Origin of the sequence: Paraflavitalea sp. CAU 1676, from assembly GCF_029223285.1 — a bacterium.
GTDB lineage: Bacteria > Bacteroidota > Bacteroidia > Chitinophagales > Chitinophagaceae > Paraflavitalea.
On sequence record NZ_JARHUJ010000003.1, the window covers coordinates 372,429 to 394,389 of the forward strand.

Here is a 21,961-nt window from a genome sequence, read left to right on the forward strand (position 1 = left end):
AAAGATTACTACCATGAAATCTAAACTCATCATATCGATACTCGCAGCCGGCTGCCTCATCAGCTCCTGCAAAAAATCATTCCTCGAGCATCCGTCCGAAACCAGTCCCACGCTCGACAACTATTACAACAACGCCGATGAAGTGAACGGCGCCACCGGCATCCTGTACAATTCCGTATGGGGCGATTGGTTCGATAAAGCCTTCATCGACGTAGGCGACGTCATGGGCGGCACACTGTACACGCGTGATGACAACTACAAGACCTTCTACAGTTTCAACGTACAAAGCACCGACGGACTCGTAGGCGCCACCTGGAAATCATGCTACAAAGCCGCCGGCAATGCCGCGGTACTCGTCAATACCTTCGAGCAAAAGGCCGATAAAGTAGGCAAGGCACCTTACCTTACATTAGGCATAGCCGAAGCCAGGTTCATACGTGGATTCGCCTATTTCTACATCGCCCGCGCCTTTGGCGATGCACCCATCGTGGAAGATCCCATCTCACTCACCGCACCGGGTAAATATGCAGTGCCACGTTATTTCCAGAAAGATGTACTGCGCTTCGCACTCGAAGACCTCCAGTTTGCCGAAGCCAACCTGCCCGATGCATCCTATCAGCCAGGCCGCGTAACCAAATACTCCGCCAAAGGGTTGATCGCTAAACTGTACCTGTACAGCAAAGAATACGACAAAGCCAAGGCAAAAGCCAAAGAGGTGATCGACTACGCCACCTCCTCCGGCACCATCGGCCTCATGGACGATTACCAGTACATGTTCACCACCTCCAAAGCCAACAACAACAAAGAATCCCTGTTTGCCCTGCAATGGCAGGCATCCATGAGCTGGAATGGCGGCAACCCGTACCAGCAATACCTCGGCCCGCAGCCGCTGCTGAAACCCAAGCCCACCACGGCCGACGGTTACTCCGCCTGCGTGCCCTCACTCGATATGCTGAATCCTGCCACCGGGTATGAAGCAGGCGACAAAAGACGCGATTGGTCGGTGATGGAACATGGCTTCACACGCACCGATTGGGTCAATGAAAACTTTCCCACCGGATTCATGTACGATACCACCACCGCACAAACGACCGACTTCAAGATCAAAACACCCACACGCTCCAATGTGCAGAAGTACATCGTAGGCCCCAAGCGCGAATCCGAGCCGGTGAACGGACCGCACACCAGCATGTGCACCTACATACTCCGCTATGCCGACGTACTGCTTATCTATGCCGAAGCCGTCATGGGCGCCAATGGATCCTCTACCGATGCCACAGCCCTGGCAGCCTTCAACGCCGTGCACACACGCGCCAAACTCACTCCGGTCACCAGCATCACCAAAGACCTGCTGCTGCATGAACGCAAAGTGGAATTTGCCTTCGAAGGCGATTACTGGTTCGATATCCAGCGACAAGGGTTCGACAAAGCCAAAGAGATGATCTCCAAACAGGAGCGCGGTTCCCTCAACGACAACGGAACGATCAACAGCCTCAAGGTCATCCTCAGTTCGGCCTCTCAGCTATTCCTGCCCGTACCACAGGCAGAAACAGTCGAAAACCCCAAACTGAAAGAGCCAGCCATCGCTTATTATTAATCACGATCGCAAAACCATCGACAAATGAACCCACTAATTAAACATATAGCGAAGATCATACTGCTGCCTGCCGTATGCGCCATCGTATTCACCGCCTGCGAGAAAGGCAAGGACGCCGGCCGCGCCAATCCCAAAGCCGATAAGCTCGATCCCACCAAAGCATCGGGCGGCACCGTGCTCACACTCACCGGCACCGACCTCGCCGAGATACGCTCCATCGTATTTGGCAACGGAAGCGTACCCGCACCCTTCAATCCCAATTTCAATACCGAGAACGCAGTCATCTTTCGCGTGCCCGATACCGCCAACGGCGGCGACCAGGACATCACCTTCACCAACGTAGATGGCAAAACCTTTAAAGTGCCCTTCTCCGTGGTCGCCTTACCCAAGGTATCCACCGCATACCCGGTCGACTTCCAGACAGGCTCTACCATCACCCTCACGGGCGGCAACCTGGAGAGCGTGAGCAAGGTATTGCTCGAAGGCACCACCGCCGAAGCCACCATCGTATCGAAAGAAAAGAAGAAACTGGTGATCACCATGCCCGCAGCAACGGTCAACACCTGCAAGCTCGTCATCACCAATACATCGGGCACCAGCACCACCACGCAGGTATTTACGAATGTGGATGCCGCATATGGAGTATTTAAAGATGCCCTGCACCCCGATTGGGAAGACTGGTCCTGGAGCCTCACCAATGCGCCCTTTACAGCCGATAAGATCACCGGCACCGCTTCCATGCAGGCAGCCTACAGCGGCGCCTGGGGAGGTATGCAGCTGCACGCAAAAGTAAAAGCCAACCTGGCACCTTATAAGTTCGTTACCTTCTGGATCAAAGGAGCCGATGTAGAAAAGAAATTCAAGTTCAACTTCAACTGGACCAACGACCAAACCGTAACCGTGCCACCCAATGTCTGGACCTACTACAAGTTCGACCTCAGCATCTTCAAAAATGCCGGCGTCGCCGAACTGGAAACCTTCGTGATGCAGATCAACGATGACCCAAAAACATTGTATTTTGATAATATCCTGCTGGTGAAGTAATTCGCAAGCGTCACAGTAGGCAAGATGCCATCTCAATCCGGTCAAGTGCGGAGATGGCATCACTTAAAAAAATACACATTATGAAACAGTTGTTCACGGGTACCTTGGGGCTGTTACTGGCATTCGCAACGCCGGCACAGGATCATCCGGCCGATCCGCAGGCTACTACAGAAACGGTTAACCTTTACCGCAACCTCAAAAAGCTGGCCGGCCAGGGCATCCTATTCGGCCACCAGGACGATCTCGCCTATGGAGTAGGATGGAAGTACGTCGAGGGGAAAAGTGATATAAAGGAAGTAACCGGCGATTATCCCGCCGTATATGGATGGGACCTCGGCGGCCTGGAAGTGAACAGCCCCAACAACCTCGATGGCATCCCTTTCAAAAAGATGCGCCAGTATATCCGCGAAGGATATGAAAGGGGAGGAGTGATCACCATCAGCTGGCATGCCCGCAGTCCGCTCGGCAAAGAGAAGGGCGCCTGGGATACTACCCATGGCACCGTCGCATCCATTTTACCCGGCGGCGATAGTCACATACTCTACAAAGAGTGGCTCGATAAAATAGCCGGCTTCCTGCTCTCGCTCAAAGGCAGCAAGGGCGAACTCATCCCCGTGCTCTTCAGGCCCTACCATGAGCTCACCGGCAACTGGTTCTGGTGGTGCCGCAACACCTGCACCGACTTTGAGTTCCAGACTCTCTGGCGCTTCACCTATTACTATTTGCAGCAGGAGAAAAAAGTACACAACCTCTTGTATGTCTACAACACCAGCGGCGACTTCAAGACCAAAGCAGAATTCCTGCAACGATATCCCGGCGATGAAATGGTCGATGTATTGAGCTTCGACGCCTACCAGTACGAGGATCCGCAAAAGAATGACTGGTTCGAAAAGAACACCTACCAGTTGTTAAAACAGGTCACCGAACTCGGCAAAGAAAAGAACAAGCTAACCGCCTTCAGCGAAACAGGCTACGAAGCCATCCCATACGCCAATTGGTGGACGCAAACCCTGCTCAACGCCATTGGCGACAACCCAATATCGTATGTACTCGTTTGGCGAAACCATGGCTATGCAGCATGGAACAAGAAGATGCACTACTATGCACCGTATAAAGGACAAACATCCGAAGCCGACTTCATCAAATTCTACCAACTGGACCGAACCCTGTTTGAAAAGGAAGTAGCAGCCAAAAAACTGTACAGCGACCTATGAAACTGACACTGCTCGACATCAGCATCATAGTCGCCTACCTGGCCACCATGGTGATCATCGGCTGGGCGCTGCGCAAAAAAGCCCGTACCAATAAAGAGAACTACCTCATGGGAGGTAAAAAACTTCCCTGGTACATGCTCGGCCTCAGCGACGCCTCCGACATGTTCGATATCAGCGGCACCATGTGGATGGTGGCCCTCTGCTTCGTATACGGCATGAAGAGTGTATGGATACCCTGGCTATGGCCCGTCTTCAACCAGGTGTTCATGATGATGTTCCTCTCCAAATGGCTGCGCCGCTCCAACGCCACCACCGGCGCCGAATGGCTCGCCACGCGCTTCGGCATCAGCGGCAAAGGCGTAAGAGGATCGCACAACATCACCGTGGCATTTGCCCTGCTCAGTTGCTTTGGCTTCCTGGCGTATGGGTTCATTGGCCTCGGCAAGTTCGTGGAGATCTTCATCCCTTTTCACCTCATACAGGATTATGTGCCCTTTGCCGTATCCAAAGAGTTTGTGCCCCATTTCTATGGCATCATCTTTACGCTCTTTGCCATGTTCTATTCCATACTCGGAGGTATGCACAGTATTGTATTGGGCGATGTGATCAAGTACTGCGTCATGACGGTGGCTTGTATTTCCATCGCCGTCATCGCCATGGTACACCTGCATGGCAACACACTCAACGTGCCCGCCGGCTGGGAAAACCCCTTCTTCAACTGGAAGCTCGATCTCGACTGGAGCCACATCATACCCGACGCCGGCAAAAAGATCACCGATGATGGCTACGGCCTCTTCGGCATCTTCTTCATGATGATGCTCTTTAAAGGCGTACTGGCGAGCCTCGCTGGGCCTGCTCCCAATTACGATATGCAGAAAGTGCTGTCGACCCGTTCACCACGCGACGCCTCTAAAATGAGCGGCTTTGTATCGATCATCTTATTGCCTATCCGGTATTCCATGATCATCGGGCTCACGGTACTGGCGCTCCTCTATTACCAGCAGCTCGACCTCGGCGACACCTCCAAAGGAACCGATTTCGAGAAAGTATTACCAGCCACCATCAACGCCTTTTTACCCGCCGGCATCCTCGGCCTCGTGTTGACCGGCCTGCTCGGCGCCTTCATGGGCACCTTCTCGGGCACCCTCAATGCGGCACAGGCTTATATCGTGAACGATATCTACCTCAAATACATCGATCCCGCCGCCCCCAACAAACGCGTCATCCTGATGAACTACGCCGCAGGTATCGTGGTGGTGATCATCGGCATCGTATTGGGATTCTTTACAAAGAGCGTGAACAGCATGCTCAACTGGATCGTGGGCGGACTTTATGGCGGATACATTGCCGCCAACATGCTCAAATGGTATTGGTGGCGCTTCAATGCCCACGGCTTTTTCTGGGGCATGACAAGCGGCATCGCAGCCGCCCTCATATTCCCCAGGGTGGTCGATGGCCTCGACCTCTATTACTGGCCCTGGCTGTTCGTGATATCACTGGCTGGATGCATCATTGGCACCTATACCGCACCGGCAACCGATATGGCGATCCTGAAAACCTTCTACCGTACGGTAAAACCCTGGGGATTCTGGCAGCCCGTGCATGCGCAAGTGGTAGCCGACGATCCTGGCTTCGTACCCAATAAGCGATGTAAGCTCGACATGTTCAATGTAGCACTCGGCATCATCGCACAATGCTGCCTCACACTGCTGCCCATGTTCATCGTGCTGTGGTTGAAATTACCCTTGCTGATCACTGTAGCGATATTGTCAGTGATCGTACTGATACTGAAAAGAACCTGGTGGGATAAACTGGAAGACTAGCCACCGCTATTCATGACCTTACAAAAGACAATTACAATGTATAAAGGATTTCTGAAAAGATTAGAGCACCTGGAAAGCAGTTACGAGCAATTGGTCCGTGTACCCAATGAACCGGTGGAATCCGACAATGGTATTTACAAGCGCTACAAAAATGCCGTGCTAACCCATCAGCATGCACCCATCTTCTGGCGCTACGACCTCAACTACGAGACCAATCCGCACCTCATGGAGCGCTTTGGCATCAATGCCGTGTTCAACGCCGGCGCTATCAAATGGAAAGGCAAATACCTGGTCATAGCAAGGGTAGAGGGACTGGATAGAAAATCCTTTTTCGCCGTGGCCGAAAGTGAGAACGGCATCGACAACTTCCGCTTCTGGGATTACCCCATCGTCATGCCCGAAACCCAGGTACCCGACACCAATGTCTATGATATGCGCGTAGTGCAGCACGAGGATGGTTGGATCTACGGCCTTTTCTGTACCGAAAGAAGAGATCCCCAGGCATCCGACGCCGATCAATCGGCCGCAATTGCCCAATGTGGCATCGCCCGCACCAAAGACCTCCGCAGCTGGGAACGCCTGCCCGACCTCAAAACACCTTCGCCCCAGCAACGCAATGTGGTGCTGCATCCGGAATTCGTGAACGGTCAGTACGCCTTTTATACCCGGCCACAAGATGGCTTCATCAACGCTGGCAGCGGCGGCGGTATCGGGTTCGGACTCAGCAAAACCATCGAACAGGCTGAGATCAGCGAAGAGATCGTCATCGATAAAAAACTCTATCATACGGTATACGAGGCCAAGAACGGACTGGGGCCCGAGCCCATCAAAACCCAACACGGCTGGCTGCACATGGCCCACGGCGTACGCAATACCGCAGCCGGTTTACGGTATGTACTCTACCTATTCATGACCGACCTCCACGACATCACCAAAGTCACCCACAAGCCTGGCGGCTATTTCATGGCACCGGAAGGCGAAGAAAGGGTAGGCGATGTATCCAACGTATTATTCTGTAATGGCTGGATCGCCGGCGAAGACGGAAAAGTATTCATCTACTACGCCTCTTCCGATACCCGCCTCCACGTGGCCACCACCACCATCGATCAACTCGTTGACTATGTCACCCATACGCCGCCCGATAAGTTACGGTCGGCCGCATCCGCCGAAACCCTCATTCAAATCATTGACGGAAATCAAACTTACCTTGACCACCAGAGCACAACATTGGTAAAGCAGACAATAATTCAAACAGGAGCAAGTGGTAAGCATTGATAATCAAGGGGCCTGGAGGAGCATTGTATTATGCCCTACAATACCGACTGATGTAAATCAAATTCTGGGTAGCAGCCCCCCAACACCGTAGTTGTACTTATGCGTTTCATTAATCCTGAATTATATTTACGCATGACAACGCCTGTTATACAGGAGGAGCCTGTACTTCAGCAGTTACAGCTATTCCGTACCGATGTAGAACAAGAATTCCATGCTATCCTTACCTGGTGGATGACACATACTGTAGATGAGCAGTATGGCGGCTTCTATGGAAGCATCGACCACCATAACGTGGTAGACATCCTGGCCCCCAAAGGGATCGTGCTCAACAGCCGCATCCTATGGACCTTTTCCGCCGCCTGGAATCAAACCCATCAGCAGCAGTACCTGACTATCGCAACAAGAGCATACGAATACATCGTTACCCATTTCATCGATGAGGAAATGGGTGGCGTGTATTGGACCGTCGACCATGCCGGCCACCCCTTCGATGTCGACAAGAAGATATATGCGCAGGCCTTTACCCTCTATGCGTTTTGCGAGTACTACAAAGCCACCCGCCGCGATTCGGTAAAGGACCGTGCCATCGAATTGTACAACCTCATCGAACGCTATAGCTACGATCGTGAACGGGAAGGTTATATAGAATCATTCGACCGGTCGTGGAATACACTCAACGACCTCCGTTTAAGCGCCAAAGACGCCAACGAGAAAAAGTCCATGAATACACACCTTCATGTACTGGAGGCCTACACAAACCTCTACCGCATCTGGCCCGAAGATGGACTTCGCCGCCAGATCACCCGCCTCATCCACAATTTCCTCAAGCACATCATACATCCCATCACATATCACCAGGTCCTTTTCTTCGATGAGGATTGGCATGCACGCAGCACCGTAGTATCTTTCGGCCACGACATCGAGACCTCCTGGCTGCTGGCAGAAGCAGCCCATATCATCTCCGATGGGGAGCTGATGATCCGGGTGAAGAAAATATCGGTGCAGATGGCCTATGCCGCCGGCAGGGGCGTCGATTTCGATGGAGGCATGTGGTACGAGCAGGACAGCGCAACCAACCTCTGGGTAAAGGAAAAACATTGGTGGCCGCAGGCCGAAGCGCTGGTAGGCTTCTTCAATGCCTGGCAAACTTCCGGCGACCGCAGTTTCCTCGATCGCACCTTCGCCTCCTGGGAATTCATCCGGGAAAACATCATCGACCGTGAGTTCGGCGAATGGCGCTGGGGCGTGCTCAATGAAGCCAATAGTTGCGACCGCACCGTCATGTCGTGGGAAGACAAGGCCGGCCTATGGAAATGCCCTTACCACAACGGCAGGGCTTGCATGGAGTTGCTGAAAAGAATTGATACCATCCTCAAAAAATAAAAGGGCAGGTGCTCACCTGCCCGCATTCACTTATTTCACCGGCACCAGGTGCTTCGCCCAGTCGGCCGGCAAGTCATTCTTAGTGAGGATCTTCAACGAAGGCTGATCCGGAGCCGCCATGGTAGTTGCAGCTGATGACTGCACCAGGCTCTCTTCCATAAAGTCTTTTTCCAGCTTATACATCGCTCCGGTAGCGGGATCAACGATCAAAAAACCGATCAAACCACCAATGAGCACGTTGCCGATGTACCAGCCATTCACCTTACATTCCAGATTCACCTTTTTCATATCATAGCCATCCAGCTTGTAGGTAACCGTGTACGATTCCTTACTGAAGAAGCCCGCACCGGATTTCAACTTCATCGTGGCCGGCGTACTGCCGGAGTAGACTTCAACGCCACGTTTGTTAACGATGGAAATGTTTGCTCCGCTGGGATTCGAATGAAAGGTAACCGGCCAGTTGCTTTTGCTTACAATGGAAGCGCAACCCGAAAGCGTAGCCGTAGCTACGAGAAGACCAAGTAGTGTAGGTAATGGTTTCATGTTCATAAACAATTAGGGGTGTCATCCCTAAGATACAAAAAGGCTCCCGTTATGGGAGCCTTTCGAATGTTGTATTATTTGTTAAAACCTTACTGTTTGATCACCTGCTGGTGATGCTTTACCGTTTCACCGGCAAGCTCCAGCGTGTATTGCCCCTTCGGTAAATGCTGCAGGTCGCCGATCACATACGTGTTCACACCCGCACCGGCACGCATCGAATAGGACTTCAGGAGTCTGCCACCCTGATCGTACAGGCGGATCTGTAAGTACTCTTCTTTCTGCAGTTTAAAGAAGATATTGAGGCTGCCCGCAAAAGGATTGGGACCTGCTTTAACAGCAAGCTGTTCGAGGTTCGAACGCAGCAGCAACACCTTGCTCAAAGTAGGCCGTCCGTCAAAATCCACCTGCTTGATGCGGTAGTAGTTGATGCCTGCACCCGGCGCCTCATCGGTGAAATCATAACTATTGGTAACACCACCTTTAGGCTGCACTTTACCAATGGTAACATAGTCAGCACCATTAGCACTCTTCTGCACCTCGAAATGGCTGTTGTTCTCTTCTTCGGCTGTCTTCCAGTTCAGGTACGATTTACCGTCCTTGATACGGCCGGTAAAGGAAACAAAATTCACCGGCAGGCTTACGAAGCCAAGAACACCGCTGAACTCCGACGTACTGCCCGCGCCGCTCGCATTTTCATAAGCGATCGCCGAGAACTTCGTAGTTGAAGTAATGGCAACGGGCAGACCTGCCAACGGAACTGTGAAGCTGAACTTGTTCTCGGTCCTGGTACCACCAGAGCCGGCGCCTTCCACAGTTTGATCATAAGTGCCGGTAGTTGCATCGTTATCAGCAAAACCATTCAGCGTACCACCTTCCTGCGCACGGAACACAAACACCGCCCCCTGACCAAAAGACCTGGTGAAACCACCCGGTAGCGGGTTATTGGGATGCAGCATGCCATCGGGAATATAGAACTCGATCACTGCATTCGGACTGGCAAAACCTTCAATCACCAGGTTGCTGCCCACCAGGTTAACCGTCGCCAGCACCGGTGCATTCAGCAGGTCATTGGCGCCCGCATCCACATCGCCGTTATCATTGACATTGACACCGCTGGGCTGAAAGCCGCCCACCAGGTCGATACCCAGAATGGTATTGTTGTAGATATAGTTACCGGCAAACTTATTACCGGTGCAGGAAGCGCCGCCGGTAGGCTCTAATACCTTGATACCACTTACTGTGTTGTTGAGGATAATATTCCTTTCCACCACATCATTCACTCCATCATGGTTGGTACCGAAATAGTTGTTACTTACGGCAAAACCAGCATCGGTAGCCTGCAGCTCGATACCATCACCCGTGTTGGGAATATTGACCGATAAGGAAGCATTGGCGCCAATCACATTCCCCATCACTGTATTATCATTCGTAGAAGCGTCGAAACCAAGGAAGCCCTCACTGGCGAAACGTACACCACCGGTAGTATTGCCGCTGAAAACGTTCTTCTCGAGCGCATCACTCACGCCATCGGCATTGGTACCGATCCTGTTCGAGAAAGCATTCAGCAATACCAACCCATATACATTGGGGGCAGCCACATCCGCACTGTTCACCCCTACGGTATTACCGGCAATGATATTGGTAGAAGAAACACCGGCCAGGAAGATCCCATACCGTCCGTTATTACCGATCAGGTTACCTTCTACGTTGTCACTGGTACCATTACCATCCGTACCGATCAACACCCTTTGGCAAAAAACGGTTGCCACGATACCATCGCGGTTATTACCAAAGCCGGTAGCACCGGTACCGGTGCCAACACCATTCTTGTTCAACCCGACAATATTACCCGACACTTTCGAGTCTTCGCAACGCCACAGCAGGATACCATCGGCATTGATGCCCGAACCGCTGGAAGAACCTACGACCAGGTTACCTTCATTGGCATCGCCCGTGCCGTCGCCATTGGTACCGATAAAGACGTTGGTAGCAGCAACAGTAGAACCAAAGTTGATGTTCACTTCCACACCGCCCGAGGCATTGCCCAGACCGGTGGCCAGGCCCGTACTGTCTGTCCCGATATAATTACCCCAAACATGCAGGTTATCGACCGCAACCGCACCTGGAGCCAGTCCCTGGATACCCACGCCGATCGCATTATAAATAGCCAAACCCGAGATAGTCACATTATCGGCATTTACGGTAATGGCATTACCACTGGTGCCTGCCGCATTCAGGTTGATCCTGATGGTTCTGCCGGCAATAGTGCCTGCAGCTGCACCCGGTTGGCTATAACCATTAATAGTCAAAGGTTGGGTGATCACCAGCGGAGCAGTAAGGTTAATGATACATTGCTGGTCCGTGGGGATATTAAATACGATATCATCAGGGCCCGGATTACCATTGGCATCGGCTACAGCCTGCGCCAGGGAACCTGCCCCGCTGGAATTCGTATTCGTAACCGTAAATGTGGCTGAAAAAGCAGATAAAGAAAACAGAGTACTGAACAGGAGGATAGCACAACTCCTTACGCTTGAGTAGAATTTAAGCATAGCTTATTTTTTGTGGTTGGAGATCCGGTTTAGCGAAGGAGATGGATTCAGTGGCTAAATAGGATAAAAGGAAGGGATTCCTTATGTGGGCTCTAATATAGAAACGTTCCCGGAATAATCATAACTATTCTCAAACATTAATTCTCCCGAAAATAGATAACCATCTGGATAGCAACACTCTACACAGAAATAAACAAACTTATTAACTAGCCATGAGCAAAATGGCCAGTATCAGCAGGCCCAGCGCAAGCAGCGAAACAAAAAAGGTAAGGCGGTTTCGGAACCGGCGTTGCAGCAGCGAAGCCTTGCGTTCGGGAAGAGAATTACCGGCCTGGGGAGCGCCGTAATTGGCAACCACAAAGGGTGGGGGACACGCAGCGGGTAAAATTCCCTGCAGATCATCGACCGTCCCTGCCTTAACCCATTCATTCAGGCCCTCGTACCAAACCGGCGTATCACGGTGAATAGCCTGGTTCTTCAATTCGGCACGACTAAATGGACCGTATTGGCGGGCGCCAACGAACAGGTAATACTTTTTCATAGGTTTAATGGTTAAGGTCGCAGCAGGCAAGCGAAACGATCCCGCTTATCTGTAAACGAAACTACCTGTCAACTATTATTTTACACCACATCCTATTTGCCTGAAACTGCCGGCAATTGCGGCTTTTTTGATCTGCATCAATGCACGTCACCAGTAGTAAATGGATACCCGTAGCAAAATAAAACTGCCCGCTCCCGGTTGCATCACCGGGGCGGGCAGTCAGGTAAACCAGGCGCATTAATCCTTAGGTACGGGAACAGCCGCAGTCGCCAGTCGTGCCCTTTCTTTGGAGATCCTTCTGCCCCGGAAGAAGAGGTAAAGATTGAAGAACAGGCTGATGCCCAGGTACACACAGTAGCCGCCGATCTTGGTACTCAATACTTCCAGCATCGTCCTGGGCGTATCTATGGTATGTATGATCTCCATCACCCAAAAAGCAAAGCCAAGGTTCAATAAATAAAAGCCGGTCTCGAACAACTTATTGGTGGCGATGGCGATCTCCGCTTTACCATTAAAAATGTCCAGCATAAAGACCTTACTATTCCTGAAGAGGATATGCGCCACATACCAGGTAAGCACGATCACAACAGGGAGGTAAATGAGGTAAGCCGTAAAATGGTAAGAAGTATTCATATAGATTATATTTTGGGGTTAACAATACGAAAGTGTTTATTACCGATAAAGTAGATAGCACCCATATTACAAAAGTGTATCAATGCGAGCGTAAGAATGATCCTGCCCGTCATGCTCACAATGCTCACCAGTAGCGCCGTCCAGCCGTTGATCGTATCCCAGCTCTGTAACATCAAAGCGGCATAGCCCAGGTTTAAGAGATAATACCCGGTAAGCAGGATACGGTTGATGAAATCGGTAAGCTGCTCATCCTGCTTCAGCAGGTTCAGTATAAACACACGGCCATTGCGGTAAAAGATAAAGCCTACACGCACCGTGATGATATATGTAATAAGCAGGTAGAGAATATACGCGAGGATGTTCATACCAGCTGTATTTAAAGGTGAAGTAGAAGAACTGTTTGCTGGAACAAAGATAGCATCTAATACTAAACTTTCAAATATTTCTGAAAGTTTATTTAACACGATAGGCAGGGGCGCTTGCAGAGAACCGCTTGTCCAGGACACCAGGCAGTATCCCCAACAACAATCAATAAATAACAGGTACCCGTAAAACAAAACGTTCCCGCCCCGAGGGGCAGGAACGTTACTACAATATCATCAAAATTACTTCGAAGAAGGTTTATTGTACCTGTCGGAGAGGTCGAGCAACTGAATACGCCTGAAGTCCACCGGCTGCCCTTCACTCTGCAAAGCGACAAAGCCGCTGCTCAGGATCTTCCCGTCCACCTTAATGGCCGGATCATACCGGTTAGCAACCGGTCCGCCTATCTGCGGCTTCGAATACTGCATCACCGTATCGCCGTTGATGATATGCGTGATCAGCGAATCCCCCAGCACGATCAGTTCCGCACTAACCCATTGGTCGCCATCATAGGTCTTCGATTTCGAATCGATGCAATGACGCGTATCCAGCTTGCCTTCATACACGATATGCGTACCGGGCGAGCACATATTGCCCGTTGTGCGGGGTTTGCCATCGCCCAGACCGCCGAGAAACTGCATCTCGATCGAAATGGGCCAGTCCTGCTCTTTAGGCATGGTACGCGGATCCTGCGAATGGTACATCACCCCGCTGTTGCGCAACGTATATCCTGGAGCTCCTTTTTGCAACGCACCTACAAAGCGGTATTCCAGCTTCAGGTGGTAGTAAGAGAAGGGAACTTTGTAGTACAAGTGGCCAAACTGATCATTGAAGTCGCCATACTGATCATATTTCACCCGGATCATACTGTCCTCCACCCGGAAAGTATTACCAAAGTTGACGCCCACATCATGGTGCTGGATCTTCACGAACCAGTCATCGATATCTTTTCCATTAAAGAGCGATATCCATTGATCATGGGAGGCAGTAGAAGATTTGGACGTTTTACAACCGGCGCAAACAATCAGGGCCAGACAGGCAGCGAAAAGCAGGGATTTCATATGTCGTTAATAATGTGTTGGCTAAAGATAAGCTTCCGGCGTGTATTGCGATCGTGCAAACGGTTGTTTTTCAACCTGCCGGTAAAAAGCCACATACAAAATCCCGGGATTCGCCTGCAAAACCGGGCCGCCCGCTGCTGCGTCCGGTTCTACTATTCGTTCGGCGCCACCGCTCCGGTCGACACCCAGGTCTTGAACTGCTTCACAAATTCTGCATGCGCCAATGGCGGCAGGGTTCTGCCATCGCCCGGCTTCCAACCCCATAGCACCAGCGCGTCTTTGGACACGTGATCGAGCAATTGCTGCAGCGTCTTATGTCCGTTTTGATTGGGATCTTTCAATTGCAAAGCCAGTTCCCGGGGCGAACGCCCTTCAAACACCATCGGCATATCGGCCGGGGGCAAATGCCAGGTGGGATTGCCCGGCGGCATATTCAGCCCGGGCGTATTGGCCACCTGGTGGCAATTGGAACATTTCAGCGCATACACACCCTTACCATCCACACCGCGGGTTACATTCATGGTATGCAGGTGACTGTCGTCACCCTGCAATGGTATGTCTCCATTGGGGTGACAGTTCATACACCGCGGGCTCATCAATACTTTATAGACAGCCTGGAAGGCAGCCTGCGAAATTGCACGCTCGCTACGCGCAGCATCATCCGCCGGCCGCACCGCTACGGCGGCCACGGAGAGGGCTCCTGCAATACAGAAAGTGAACAGGGCAGCCCGTGGCCGCCACCAGGTAGGTGAATTCGTTCTTTGCATAATCGTACATGCTTGGGTCAATGAATCAGATTGTCCTTAGCTCAGGTCTTCCGGTTTTACCGGCAGGTTCCTGATACGTTTGCCGGTGGCCGCAAACAAAGCATTCGCTACAGCCGGCGCCAGCGGTGGCACACCGGGCTCACCAGCGCCACCCATCTTTTCGGTACTCGGTACAATGAAAACTTCTATTGCCGGCGCTTCCTGCATCCGCACCATCTTGTAATCATGGAAATTGCCCTGGCGAACCCGGCCCTTATCCAAAGAGATATTGCCGTATAGAAAAGCGGTAAGCCCAAAGATGATCCCGCTCTCCATTTGCGCCGCTACACCATCAGGGTTCACCGCCAGCCCGCAGTCGATAGCACACACCACGCGATGTACCCGCACTTTACCTTTCTCTACACTCACTTCAGCCACCTGCGCCACCGCACTGCCAAACGAGTCATGCACGGCAATGCCGCGGAAATGACCTGCCGGCAAAGGAGTACCCCAGCCAGCTTTCTCAGCAGCGAGGTTCAAAGCCGACAACGGTCGCTTATGATCTTTCAACAACGTGCGGCGGTATTCTACAGGATCCTTGCCAGCCGAATGCGCCAGTTGATCGATCATCGTTTCCATCACAAAAGCAGTATGGGTGTGGCCCACCGATCGCCACCACAATACCGGTATCTTATTCTTGGGAGAATGTAATTCTATAAGATGATTGGGCACATGTCCCATATAAGGAGAATCATTAACGCCCTCGACGGAAGCACCATCGATACCATCCTTCACGCCCGCCTCGAAAGGAGTGCCAGCCAGGATCGATTGCCCCACGATGCTGTGATGCCAGGCAACCGGCATCTTGTCTTCGCCCAGACCCACCCGCACACGATGCAGGAAAGCCGGCCGGTAATAACCACCCCGGATATCATCTTCACGGGTCCACACAGTTTTAACGGCCTTGCCGCTGGCCTTGGCCACTTCCACCGCTTCCGACACAAAATCAGAAGCAGCCGTAGCCCGGCGACCAAAGCCGCCGCCCAGGAACATCGTATGCACTTCCACCTGCTCGGGTTTAAAGCCCAGGATCTTTGCCGCCGCACCCTGGTCGAGGCCCGGCATCTGTGTACCCGTCCATATTTCACATTTATCGTTGGCGATCTTAACAGTACAATTCAAAGGCTCCATACAGGCATGTGCCAGGTAGGGCAGGGTATACTCCACATCCACTTTGTCCGCAGCTTTGGACAAAGCATCCTGCGCATCACCGGCCTTGGCCGCCACAGCGCCACGTTGCTCCGTCAAGCCACGATAGGCAGCCCATTGACCGGGCGTATCGATCTGTAAGGAGGGTTCGATATCCCATTCTACCACCAGCGCCTCCCGGCCTTGTTTGGCAGCCCAGAAATGATCGGCGATCACCGCCACACCAGAAGGAACTGCTACCACTTGCCGCACACCGGCCACTGTTTTGGCCTTGGCCGCATCGAAACGCTTCAGCTGAGCACCGAACACCGGTGGCCGCGCAATAACGGCAGTCAGCAATCCCGGAAACTGAACATCCATGCCGAACCTGGCCTTGCCATTGATCTTTTCGGAGGTATCCAATCGCTTTACCCCTTTACCGATGTATTTCCATTCGCTCGCAGGCTTCAACGGCACATTGGCAGGAGGAGGTATTTTAGCAGCCGCATCGGCCAGCTCACCGTAACTCAGTTTCTTATCATTATAGATCACGTATCCATCAGCCGTACTGCAGGCTTCGGGAGCAACGCCCCATTGTTGCGCGGCAGCAGCTACCATCACAGCCCGCGCCGTAGCGCCAGCCTGGCGATAGCGGTCAAACTCCGACCAGGTAGTGGACGACCCGCCCGTGATCTGGATACCGAACATCGTATGGTAATAAGGTTGCGCAGGAGGCGCATGCCCTACCTTGATCTTATTCCAGTCGCAATCCAGTTCATCGGCAATGAGCATCGGCAGGGTAGTCCACACCCCTTGCCCCATCTCCACATGCGCCAGAATGATATGTACTGAATTGTCCCTGCCAATACCGAGGTAGGCATTGGGAGCGAAAGCAACAGCAGAGTCGGCACCAGCGGCTTCCGCAGCACCCAGGGCGCCCAGCATGCCCATGCGTTTAGCCCCGGCCGATACGAAGAATGGAATGAGCAAGCCACCGGCAAAGGTGGTAGTCGTTTGCAGGAATTTTCTCCTGCTTACAGTAGATGGGTTGTTCATGATTTACCTCCTTCGCGTTGAATTTTAGCAGCAAGATGGATCGCTTTGCGGATGCGCGGATAAGTACCGCAACGACACACGTTACCACTCATCGCGCGATCGATGTCTTCATCCGTTGGATCGGGTTTTTCGCGTAACAGGACCGCCGCCGACATCAGCTGGCCGCTTTGGCAATAACCACATTGCAGCACATCTTCCTGCAGCCAGGCTTGCTGTAAAGGATGCGTGAGATCCGTCGAAAGTCCTTCAACGGTCGTGATCTGCTGGTTGGCAGCACGCGAAACCGGCGTTACACAGCTGCGAACAGCCTCACCATTTAAATGAACCGTGCAGGCGCCGCATTGAGCCATGCCGCATCCAAACTTGGTGCCGGTTAAACCCAGCATATCTCTCAACACCCATAACAAAGGCATCTGGGGACTCGCATCAACCGAGTAAGGTTGATTATTAATGTGGAGTTTGATCATATTTAGCAGTTGTAACCTTAAAGTTACACTTATTCCAAACCCTCCTGATTACAATATTCAATGCAACACTTGCAGAATTCAAACAAGCCAAAGCAGTAAAAAAATTTGGCAAAGCACATTAATTTTCGTATATCAGAATACATCAAAAACACGCTGGCAGCCACTTTCAGCCTGCATGCACTACTTAATAAAATATACGTAACTTTAAATCAGTTCTTTTCCCTCACGTAAAAACAAGCCATATGAATCTCCTGCAACGCTTCGAACACTGGGGTGATACGCATCATCCACAATGGGTAGATATTGTACGCATAGCACTGGGCGCATTCCTCGTATGGCGGGGAATAGTATTCATAGAAAACATGGGCGCCGAATTGGGGCGCATATCTAATTATATATCCTCGGGTTCTTTCTTCCTGCTTTCTCTGGGCCATCTTATCGTTTTCGCCCACCTGCTGGGCGGCGTATTGATCATGCTGGGCGTACTGACCCGTTTCGCCTGCCTCATTCAGATACCGATCCTGATCGGCGCCATCATCTTTGCCGGCACACCCGGCGGATTGTGGACACCGGCTACCACCATCATACTCGCACTCATAGTGTTGGGATTATTGGTGTACTTCCTCGCAGCCGGCAATGGCCGTTTCTCGTTCGATAGTTACATGAACGCTACCAGCAAGTAGATCAGCCGGCACCTGCCGGCTGTTAAAAGATCGGATCAACAGAAAAATAGAAGGCCTGCGATAAGTGTTATCGCGCGCCAGGGCAAAGTTTTATCCCGTAGCGCTGATGGAAAAGGAGCAGGGCTGCTCCAGCGGCAGGGTTACTTCAAAAGCGGTGTGCTCAACACCCTTCCGCATCACTTCAATATTGCCATGAAGGGCTTCTACCAGTTTGTGGGTGATGAACAACCCCAAACCATTACCCTCCATATTGATGCCCGTACGCACATGCTGGTACGGATGAAAGTACTTACGTAATTGCTCGGCCGGAAAACCACCACCATCGTTGATCACCACCAGCTGCCAGCGATCCGTTTCCTGCAGGTGTACGGTGATGACCACTTCACAGCCTGCACGCACAAACTTGATGGCATTGTGTACGAGATTATTGGCGATCTGCCGAAGCTTTACCTGGTCGCAATACACCACGGCAGGCATCCCACTATCAACCAGCAACCGGATATGCGTATGCTCGGCCCTGGCCGTATACTGGAATTCCTCCACCACCTGCTTCATAAAAGACCTTATCTCCAGGGGTTCCACGATCAGTTCATCTTTCTTGCCATGCTCGAGTCGGGAATATTCAAGCAGGTTCGACAATAAGCGGCGATAACCATTGCACCCGCTCTTGATATGGCCGATAAGCTGTTCGGAACTCACTTTCGCTTTTGCCAGCCGCTCCTTGTTGGCGAGGTAGCCCACCATGCCTTCGATCGGATTGAACCCGCTTTTGATCTCATGCACAAAATCACGGATGAAGTTTTTCTTTTGATCATTGGCATGCAAGGCCCGCACCATCTGCTGCTCGAGAGATTCCTGGCTGGCCTCCATGTCGGCCACCATACGCTGGCTCATGTAAATAAATCCGCCAAAGAACAAGCCGGTCATAGCCATCCAGAACAACATCATGATAGAAGCATAAGTATCCTTACCAAATACAATGGCAAAATAACCACCTACCACATACAGCCCTGCAAAAAGCACCCAGGTGGCGGCGCGATGCCGCCGGCTGCGGTTCAACACGATCACCACAGCCATCAATACACTCTCGAGCAAACTACCGGCAAGGATCACTGGCTTCTGGATCAGGAGATACAACAGCGGGCCTGCAATTACATTGAGGAGAATAATAATGACTGCCAGCAGATTGATGCTTCGGCAGGCAATTAACTTTCCTGGTGAACCGGCGGCGCCGGCACTCACCAAAGATTCCCAAAAGGTTTTGACTTTTTTCATCAGGCGATACAATGGGATATTTGAGCGATTGCTGTTCAGGTAACCATCGGAGTCAACCGAAATGGCAGAACAACTGATTCCTGATACGGCTAATACTGGCAAAAAGGGAAGGTTATGGGCGAGAGGCTTATCACAAAGTGATACACGAATATAAATAAATAATCAAAACTGCCAAAGTATGGCCCCGCTCTTGCCCGTGAACCCAAACCAGCAACAACCCGCTCCCGCCTGCTTTCCTGCTTCATACGCACCTAACGGATTGTGGGTTAATCTCCACCTGCCCGCAACAGTACGCAAAACACACGCAAAAAATCATGTAAAACAGGGATAGGCACGACGCTGGTTATTTCGTCAATTGCACCCATTAACCTTATCCGCCTTCCGGGCACAAGGAAAACCCTGCCATCTGCCGCCCGATTCATTCCCCCTGCTTGCGTGTCATTAGAAAACCGGTCAAACGGCCCTTCCGTACGTATCGTGCGGAGGCAAGCCGTATGCCCGCAAACCATGAAAATCAAACATACACAAACAGTAAACGAAACAGCATGAACCAGATCAACCTCGCCATCACGGGCGTATCCTCCTTTGTGGCAGAGCCCATCAGCATCCACCAATGGGCCAGCGATTATAAAGTGCCCGACAGGCAGGAGGCAGGTAAATACCTCGACGGCAAAATGGTAGAAAAGATACTCGGCATCAAATCCAAAAGCTGGGCGCCCGATGTATTCAAAGATCCGCAGATCGTGATCAACACCACCAAAGAAGCCATGAGAAGAGCCAACGTAGAACCGGGCGATATCGATGCCGCCATCATCGTCACCTGCTCCCCCTTCATGGTCCAGCTCGACCAGGATGCATTCCTGTTATACAAAGAGATCGGACTAAAAGATCACATCGTGCCGGTATTGCTCGGCGCCGGTTGCGCAGGGTTTGCCCGCGCCATGGCGCTCGCCGCACAAATGAATGCCAGAACGACCCTGCTGATCTCGTATAGCCTCAGCAGTTTGTACACACAAACAGCAGTATACAAAAACAACGTGCAGAACCCTTATGGCAAATCACTGTGGATGTCGGCAGCCCTCTTCTCGGATGGGGTATCTGCCGTGGTGCTGAAGCGCACTGAAGCCGCCACAGGATTCTCTTTCTACTCCAGAGATTCCATCAAGTTCGGAGAGGAAGCCGGTTTCGACGACCCGCTGATACATTATACCGGCAGCGGCGCCTGGGCGCCTCCCGGCACCGAGGAATGCGAAGCATTATCCTGCTTTGCCATGTCGGGACCCAAGATAAAAGAATATTATATCAAGGGAATGACGCTTAATCACGAACAGCTACAGGCCATAGAACCCGGTTACCTCGGCCGTGTAAAGAAAATATATACCCACCAGGCAAGCCCCATGCTCACCAATGCATTCCTTGAAACCCTCATCAAAGACCATGGCATCAGCCGCGATAAAATGGGCATCAATGTAGTGAAGTATGGTAACCTGGTAAGTACGAGCACCATCAAATTGCTCGACGACGACCTGCAATCGGGCATATTGCAATCGGGAGATAGTATCTGTATATCGGTAGTAGGCGCAGGGCCCGAAAGAGGAGCGTTCATCATACCGGTAGTGCCGGCAGCTTAAAAAATTCCATACTGAACGGGCTGGCAGATCATGTCCGTTCAGTATGTCTTATCATATCAGGCCCCCTGGTAAGCCTGCCACAACTTCACCGCTTCCACCGCTTCCCGCACATCATGCACCCTCAGCATATGGGCGCCTTTCAGTAAGCTGATCGTATTGATCACCGTAGTACCATTTAAAGCCTCATCAGCGGTAACACCCAGTGTTTTCCAGATGGTACGTTTACGCGAAAGCCCCACCAGCACAGGCCGCTCCAGCACATTCAACACCTCCAACTGTTTTAGAAGCGCCAGGTTCTGCACACTGTTTTTGCCAAAGCCAAAACCCGGATCCAGGATAATGTCCTTGATACCCGCCTTACGGCACAACGCTACCTGGTGTATGAACCAATCGAGCACCTCAAGCCCGATATGCTCATAAACGAACTCCTCGCGCAAGGTATCGAGCGTACCCTTCATATGCATCAGCACATAGGGAACCTGCAGTTTCGCCACCGTATCGATCATCGCGGCATCGATACTGCCGGCACTCACATCATTCACGATAGAAGCACCAGCAGCCACCGCCTCGGCCGCTACACGCGCCTGGAAGGTATCGATAGAAATAGGGATATCGGGAAACCTGGCATGAATGGCCGCAATGGCACCCGTTACCCGCGCCAGCTCCACCTCAACAGGCACCCGCTCACTGCCGGGCCGCGTACTCTGACCGCCAATATCCAGGATGTCCGCGCCATCATCGATCATACGCTCAGCCTGCCGCAATACATCCTCATCGCCAACACGGCTGCCGGCATAGAAAGAATCGGGTGTCACATTCAGGATACCCATCACCAGCGGTTTATCCACGACCAGCAAACGGCCTTTGCAATTCAGTGTAAACATTT

Annotated in this window: 19 protein-coding genes; 8 read left to right on the forward strand and 11 right to left on the reverse strand. The window is 51.9% G+C overall.

Going from position 1 to position 21,961, the window contains the following annotated elements; translation table 11 throughout:
• Positions 1-13: 13 nt before the first annotated feature.
• The 6 genes from P2H89_RS10380 to P2H89_RS10405 all read left to right on the forward strand — a co-directional run bounded on the left by P2H89_RS10380 (position 14) and on the right by P2H89_RS10405 (position 8,336).
• Positions 14-1,597, forward strand: a complete 1,584-nt coding sequence (locus tag P2H89_RS10380) for a RagB/SusD family nutrient uptake outer membrane protein (RefSeq protein WP_275826657.1) — start codon at positions 14-16, stop codon at positions 1,595-1,597.
• Positions 1,598-1,621: 24 nt separating this feature from the next.
• Complete coding sequence (locus tag P2H89_RS10385) at positions 1,622-2,641, forward strand: IPT/TIG domain-containing protein (protein ID WP_275826658.1); 1,020 nt, start codon at positions 1,622-1,624, stop codon at positions 2,639-2,641.
• 80 nt (positions 2,642-2,721) lie between these two features.
• Positions 2,722-3,855, forward strand: a complete 1,134-nt coding sequence (locus P2H89_RS10390; RefSeq protein WP_275826659.1) for a glycosyl hydrolase — start codon at positions 2,722-2,724, stop codon at positions 3,853-3,855.
• On the forward strand, positions 3,852-5,678 hold the full coding sequence (locus tag P2H89_RS10395; RefSeq protein ID WP_275826660.1) for a sodium:solute symporter family protein: 1,827 nt from the start codon (positions 3,852-3,854) through the stop codon (positions 5,676-5,678). The genes P2H89_RS10390 and P2H89_RS10395 overlap by 4 nt, the downstream gene beginning before the upstream one ends.
• Before the next feature lie 36 nt (positions 5,679-5,714).
• Complete coding sequence (locus P2H89_RS10400) at positions 5,715-6,953, forward strand: glycosidase (RefSeq protein ID WP_275826661.1); 1,239 nt, start codon at positions 5,715-5,717, stop codon at positions 6,951-6,953.
• 132 nt (positions 6,954-7,085) lie between these two features.
• Positions 7,086-8,336, forward strand: a complete 1,251-nt coding sequence (locus P2H89_RS10405) for an AGE family epimerase/isomerase (RefSeq protein WP_275826662.1) — start codon at positions 7,086-7,088, stop codon at positions 8,334-8,336.
• Positions 8,337-8,366: 30 nt separating this feature from the next.
• On the opposite strand, the gene P2H89_RS10410 is transcribed toward P2H89_RS10405, so the two are convergent.
• From P2H89_RS10410 to P2H89_RS10450, 9 genes are all read right to left on the reverse strand, one after another.
• Positions 8,367-8,879: a hypothetical protein gene (locus P2H89_RS10410; protein WP_275826663.1), complete on the reverse strand. Its 513-nt coding sequence runs from the start codon at positions 8,877-8,879 to the stop codon at positions 8,367-8,369.
• 89 nt (positions 8,880-8,968) lie between these two features.
• A complete protein-coding gene (locus P2H89_RS10415; protein ID WP_275826665.1) occupies positions 8,969-11,431 on the reverse strand; it encodes a hypothetical protein in 2,463 nt (820 codons plus the stop codon).
• Positions 11,432-11,633: 202 nt separating this feature from the next.
• Positions 11,634-11,972: a DUF4339 domain-containing protein gene (locus P2H89_RS10420; protein WP_275826666.1), complete on the reverse strand. Its 339-nt coding sequence runs from the start codon at positions 11,970-11,972 to the stop codon at positions 11,634-11,636.
• Between the two features lie 237 nt (positions 11,973-12,209).
• Entirely contained in the window at positions 12,210-12,605 is a 396-nt protein-coding gene (locus P2H89_RS10425; protein WP_275826667.1) for a hypothetical protein, read from the reverse strand.
• A 5-nt stretch (positions 12,606-12,610) separates the two neighbouring features.
• Positions 12,611-12,970: a hypothetical protein gene (locus P2H89_RS10430; RefSeq protein WP_275826668.1), complete on the reverse strand. Its 360-nt coding sequence runs from the start codon at positions 12,968-12,970 to the stop codon at positions 12,611-12,613.
• Positions 12,971-13,210: 240 nt separating this feature from the next.
• Positions 13,211-14,029: a DUF1080 domain-containing protein gene (locus P2H89_RS10435; protein ID WP_275826669.1), complete on the reverse strand. Its 819-nt coding sequence runs from the start codon at positions 14,027-14,029 to the stop codon at positions 13,211-13,213.
• A gap of 152 nt (positions 14,030-14,181) precedes the next feature.
• Complete coding sequence (locus P2H89_RS10440) at positions 14,182-14,796, reverse strand: hypothetical protein (protein WP_275826670.1); 615 nt, start codon at positions 14,794-14,796, stop codon at positions 14,182-14,184.
• Between the two features lie 36 nt (positions 14,797-14,832).
• Positions 14,833-17,019: a xanthine dehydrogenase family protein molybdopterin-binding subunit gene (locus P2H89_RS10445; protein ID WP_275826671.1), complete on the reverse strand. Its 2,187-nt coding sequence runs from the start codon at positions 17,017-17,019 to the stop codon at positions 14,833-14,835.
• Positions 17,016-17,486: a (2Fe-2S)-binding protein gene (locus P2H89_RS10450; protein ID WP_275826672.1), complete on the reverse strand. Its 471-nt coding sequence runs from the start codon at positions 17,484-17,486 to the stop codon at positions 17,016-17,018. Before P2H89_RS10450 ends, P2H89_RS10445 begins: the two co-directional genes overlap by 4 nt.
• A 242-nt stretch (positions 17,487-17,728) precedes the next feature.
• On the opposite strand from P2H89_RS10450, the gene P2H89_RS10455 reads away from it, so the two are divergent.
• Entirely contained in the window at positions 17,729-18,169 is a 441-nt protein-coding gene (locus P2H89_RS10455) for a DoxX family protein (protein ID WP_275826673.1), read from the forward strand.
• 90 nt (positions 18,170-18,259) lie between these two features.
• On the opposite strand, the gene P2H89_RS10460 is transcribed toward P2H89_RS10455, so the two are convergent.
• Positions 18,260-19,444: a HAMP domain-containing sensor histidine kinase gene (locus P2H89_RS10460; RefSeq protein WP_275826674.1), complete on the reverse strand. Its 1,185-nt coding sequence runs from the start codon at positions 19,442-19,444 to the stop codon at positions 18,260-18,262.
• 545 nt (positions 19,445-19,989) lie between these two features.
• Here P2H89_RS10460 and P2H89_RS10465 point away from each other — a divergent pair.
• Positions 19,990-21,075 (forward strand): 3-oxoacyl-[acyl-carrier-protein] synthase III C-terminal domain-containing protein, encoded by a 1,086-nt coding sequence (locus P2H89_RS10465; RefSeq protein ID WP_275826675.1) that lies wholly within the window; start codon positions 19,990-19,992, stop codon positions 21,073-21,075.
• Positions 21,076-21,131: 56 nt separating this feature from the next.
• Here P2H89_RS10465 and folP read toward each other — a convergent pair whose 3' ends face one another.
• Positions 21,132-21,959: a dihydropteroate synthase gene (gene folP, locus P2H89_RS10470; protein WP_275826676.1), complete on the reverse strand. Its 828-nt coding sequence runs from the start codon at positions 21,957-21,959 to the stop codon at positions 21,132-21,134.
• Positions 21,960-21,961: the final 2 nt, after the last annotated feature.

What these genes read in the sequence shown, in the direction of transcription:
- P2H89_RS10395 (WP_275826660.1), top strand. Translation starts at nt 3,852, where the DNA reads ATGAAACTGACACTGCTCGACATCAGCATCATAGTCGCCTACCTGGCC.
- P2H89_RS10410 (WP_275826663.1), bottom strand. Translation starts at nt 8,879, where the DNA reads ATGAAACCATTACCTACACTACTTGGTCTTCTCGTAGCTACGGCTACG.
- P2H89_RS10390 (WP_275826659.1), top strand. Translation starts at nt 2,722, where the DNA reads ATGAAACAGTTGTTCACGGGTACCTTGGGGCTGTTACTGGCATTCGCA.
- P2H89_RS10430 (WP_275826668.1), bottom strand. Translation starts at nt 12,970, where the DNA reads ATGAACATCCTCGCGTATATTCTCTACCTGCTTATTACATATATCATC.
- P2H89_RS10385 (WP_275826658.1), top strand. Translation starts at nt 1,622, where the DNA reads ATGAACCCACTAATTAAACATATAGCGAAGATCATACTGCTGCCTGCC.
- folP (WP_275826676.1), bottom strand. Translation starts at nt 21,959, where the DNA reads ATGTTTACACTGAATTGCAAAGGCCGTTTGCTGGTCGTGGATAAACCG.
- P2H89_RS10450 (WP_275826672.1), bottom strand. Translation starts at nt 17,486, where the DNA reads ATGATCAAACTCCACATTAATAATCAACCTTACTCGGTTGATGCGAGT.
- P2H89_RS10440 (WP_275826670.1), bottom strand. Translation starts at nt 14,796, where the DNA reads ATGCAAAGAACGAATTCACCTACCTGGTGGCGGCCACGGGCTGCCCTG.
- P2H89_RS10400 (WP_275826661.1), top strand. Translation starts at nt 5,715, where the DNA reads ATGTATAAAGGATTTCTGAAAAGATTAGAGCACCTGGAAAGCAGTTAC.
- P2H89_RS10445 (WP_275826671.1), bottom strand. Translation starts at nt 17,019, where the DNA reads ATGAACAACCCATCTACTGTAAGCAGGAGAAAATTCCTGCAAACGACT.
- P2H89_RS10405 (WP_275826662.1), top strand. Translation starts at nt 7,086, where the DNA reads ATGACAACGCCTGTTATACAGGAGGAGCCTGTACTTCAGCAGTTACAG.
- P2H89_RS10425 (WP_275826667.1), bottom strand. Translation starts at nt 12,605, where the DNA reads ATGAATACTTCTTACCATTTTACGGCTTACCTCATTTACCTCCCTGTT.
- P2H89_RS10420 (WP_275826666.1), bottom strand. Translation starts at nt 11,972, where the DNA reads ATGAAAAAGTATTACCTGTTCGTTGGCGCCCGCCAATACGGTCCATTT.
- P2H89_RS10465 (WP_275826675.1), top strand. Translation starts at nt 19,990, where the DNA reads ATGAACCAGATCAACCTCGCCATCACGGGCGTATCCTCCTTTGTGGCA.
- P2H89_RS10380 (WP_275826657.1), top strand. Translation starts at nt 14, where the DNA reads ATGAAATCTAAACTCATCATATCGATACTCGCAGCCGGCTGCCTCATC.
- P2H89_RS10455 (WP_275826673.1), top strand. Translation starts at nt 17,729, where the DNA reads ATGAATCTCCTGCAACGCTTCGAACACTGGGGTGATACGCATCATCCA.
- P2H89_RS10435 (WP_275826669.1), bottom strand. Translation starts at nt 14,029, where the DNA reads ATGAAATCCCTGCTTTTCGCTGCCTGTCTGGCCCTGATTGTTTGCGCC.
- P2H89_RS10415 (WP_275826665.1), bottom strand. Translation starts at nt 11,431, where the DNA reads ATGCTTAAATTCTACTCAAGCGTAAGGAGTTGTGCTATCCTCCTGTTC.
- P2H89_RS10460 (WP_275826674.1), bottom strand. Translation starts at nt 19,444, where the DNA reads ATGAAAAAAGTCAAAACCTTTTGGGAATCTTTGGTGAGTGCCGGCGCC.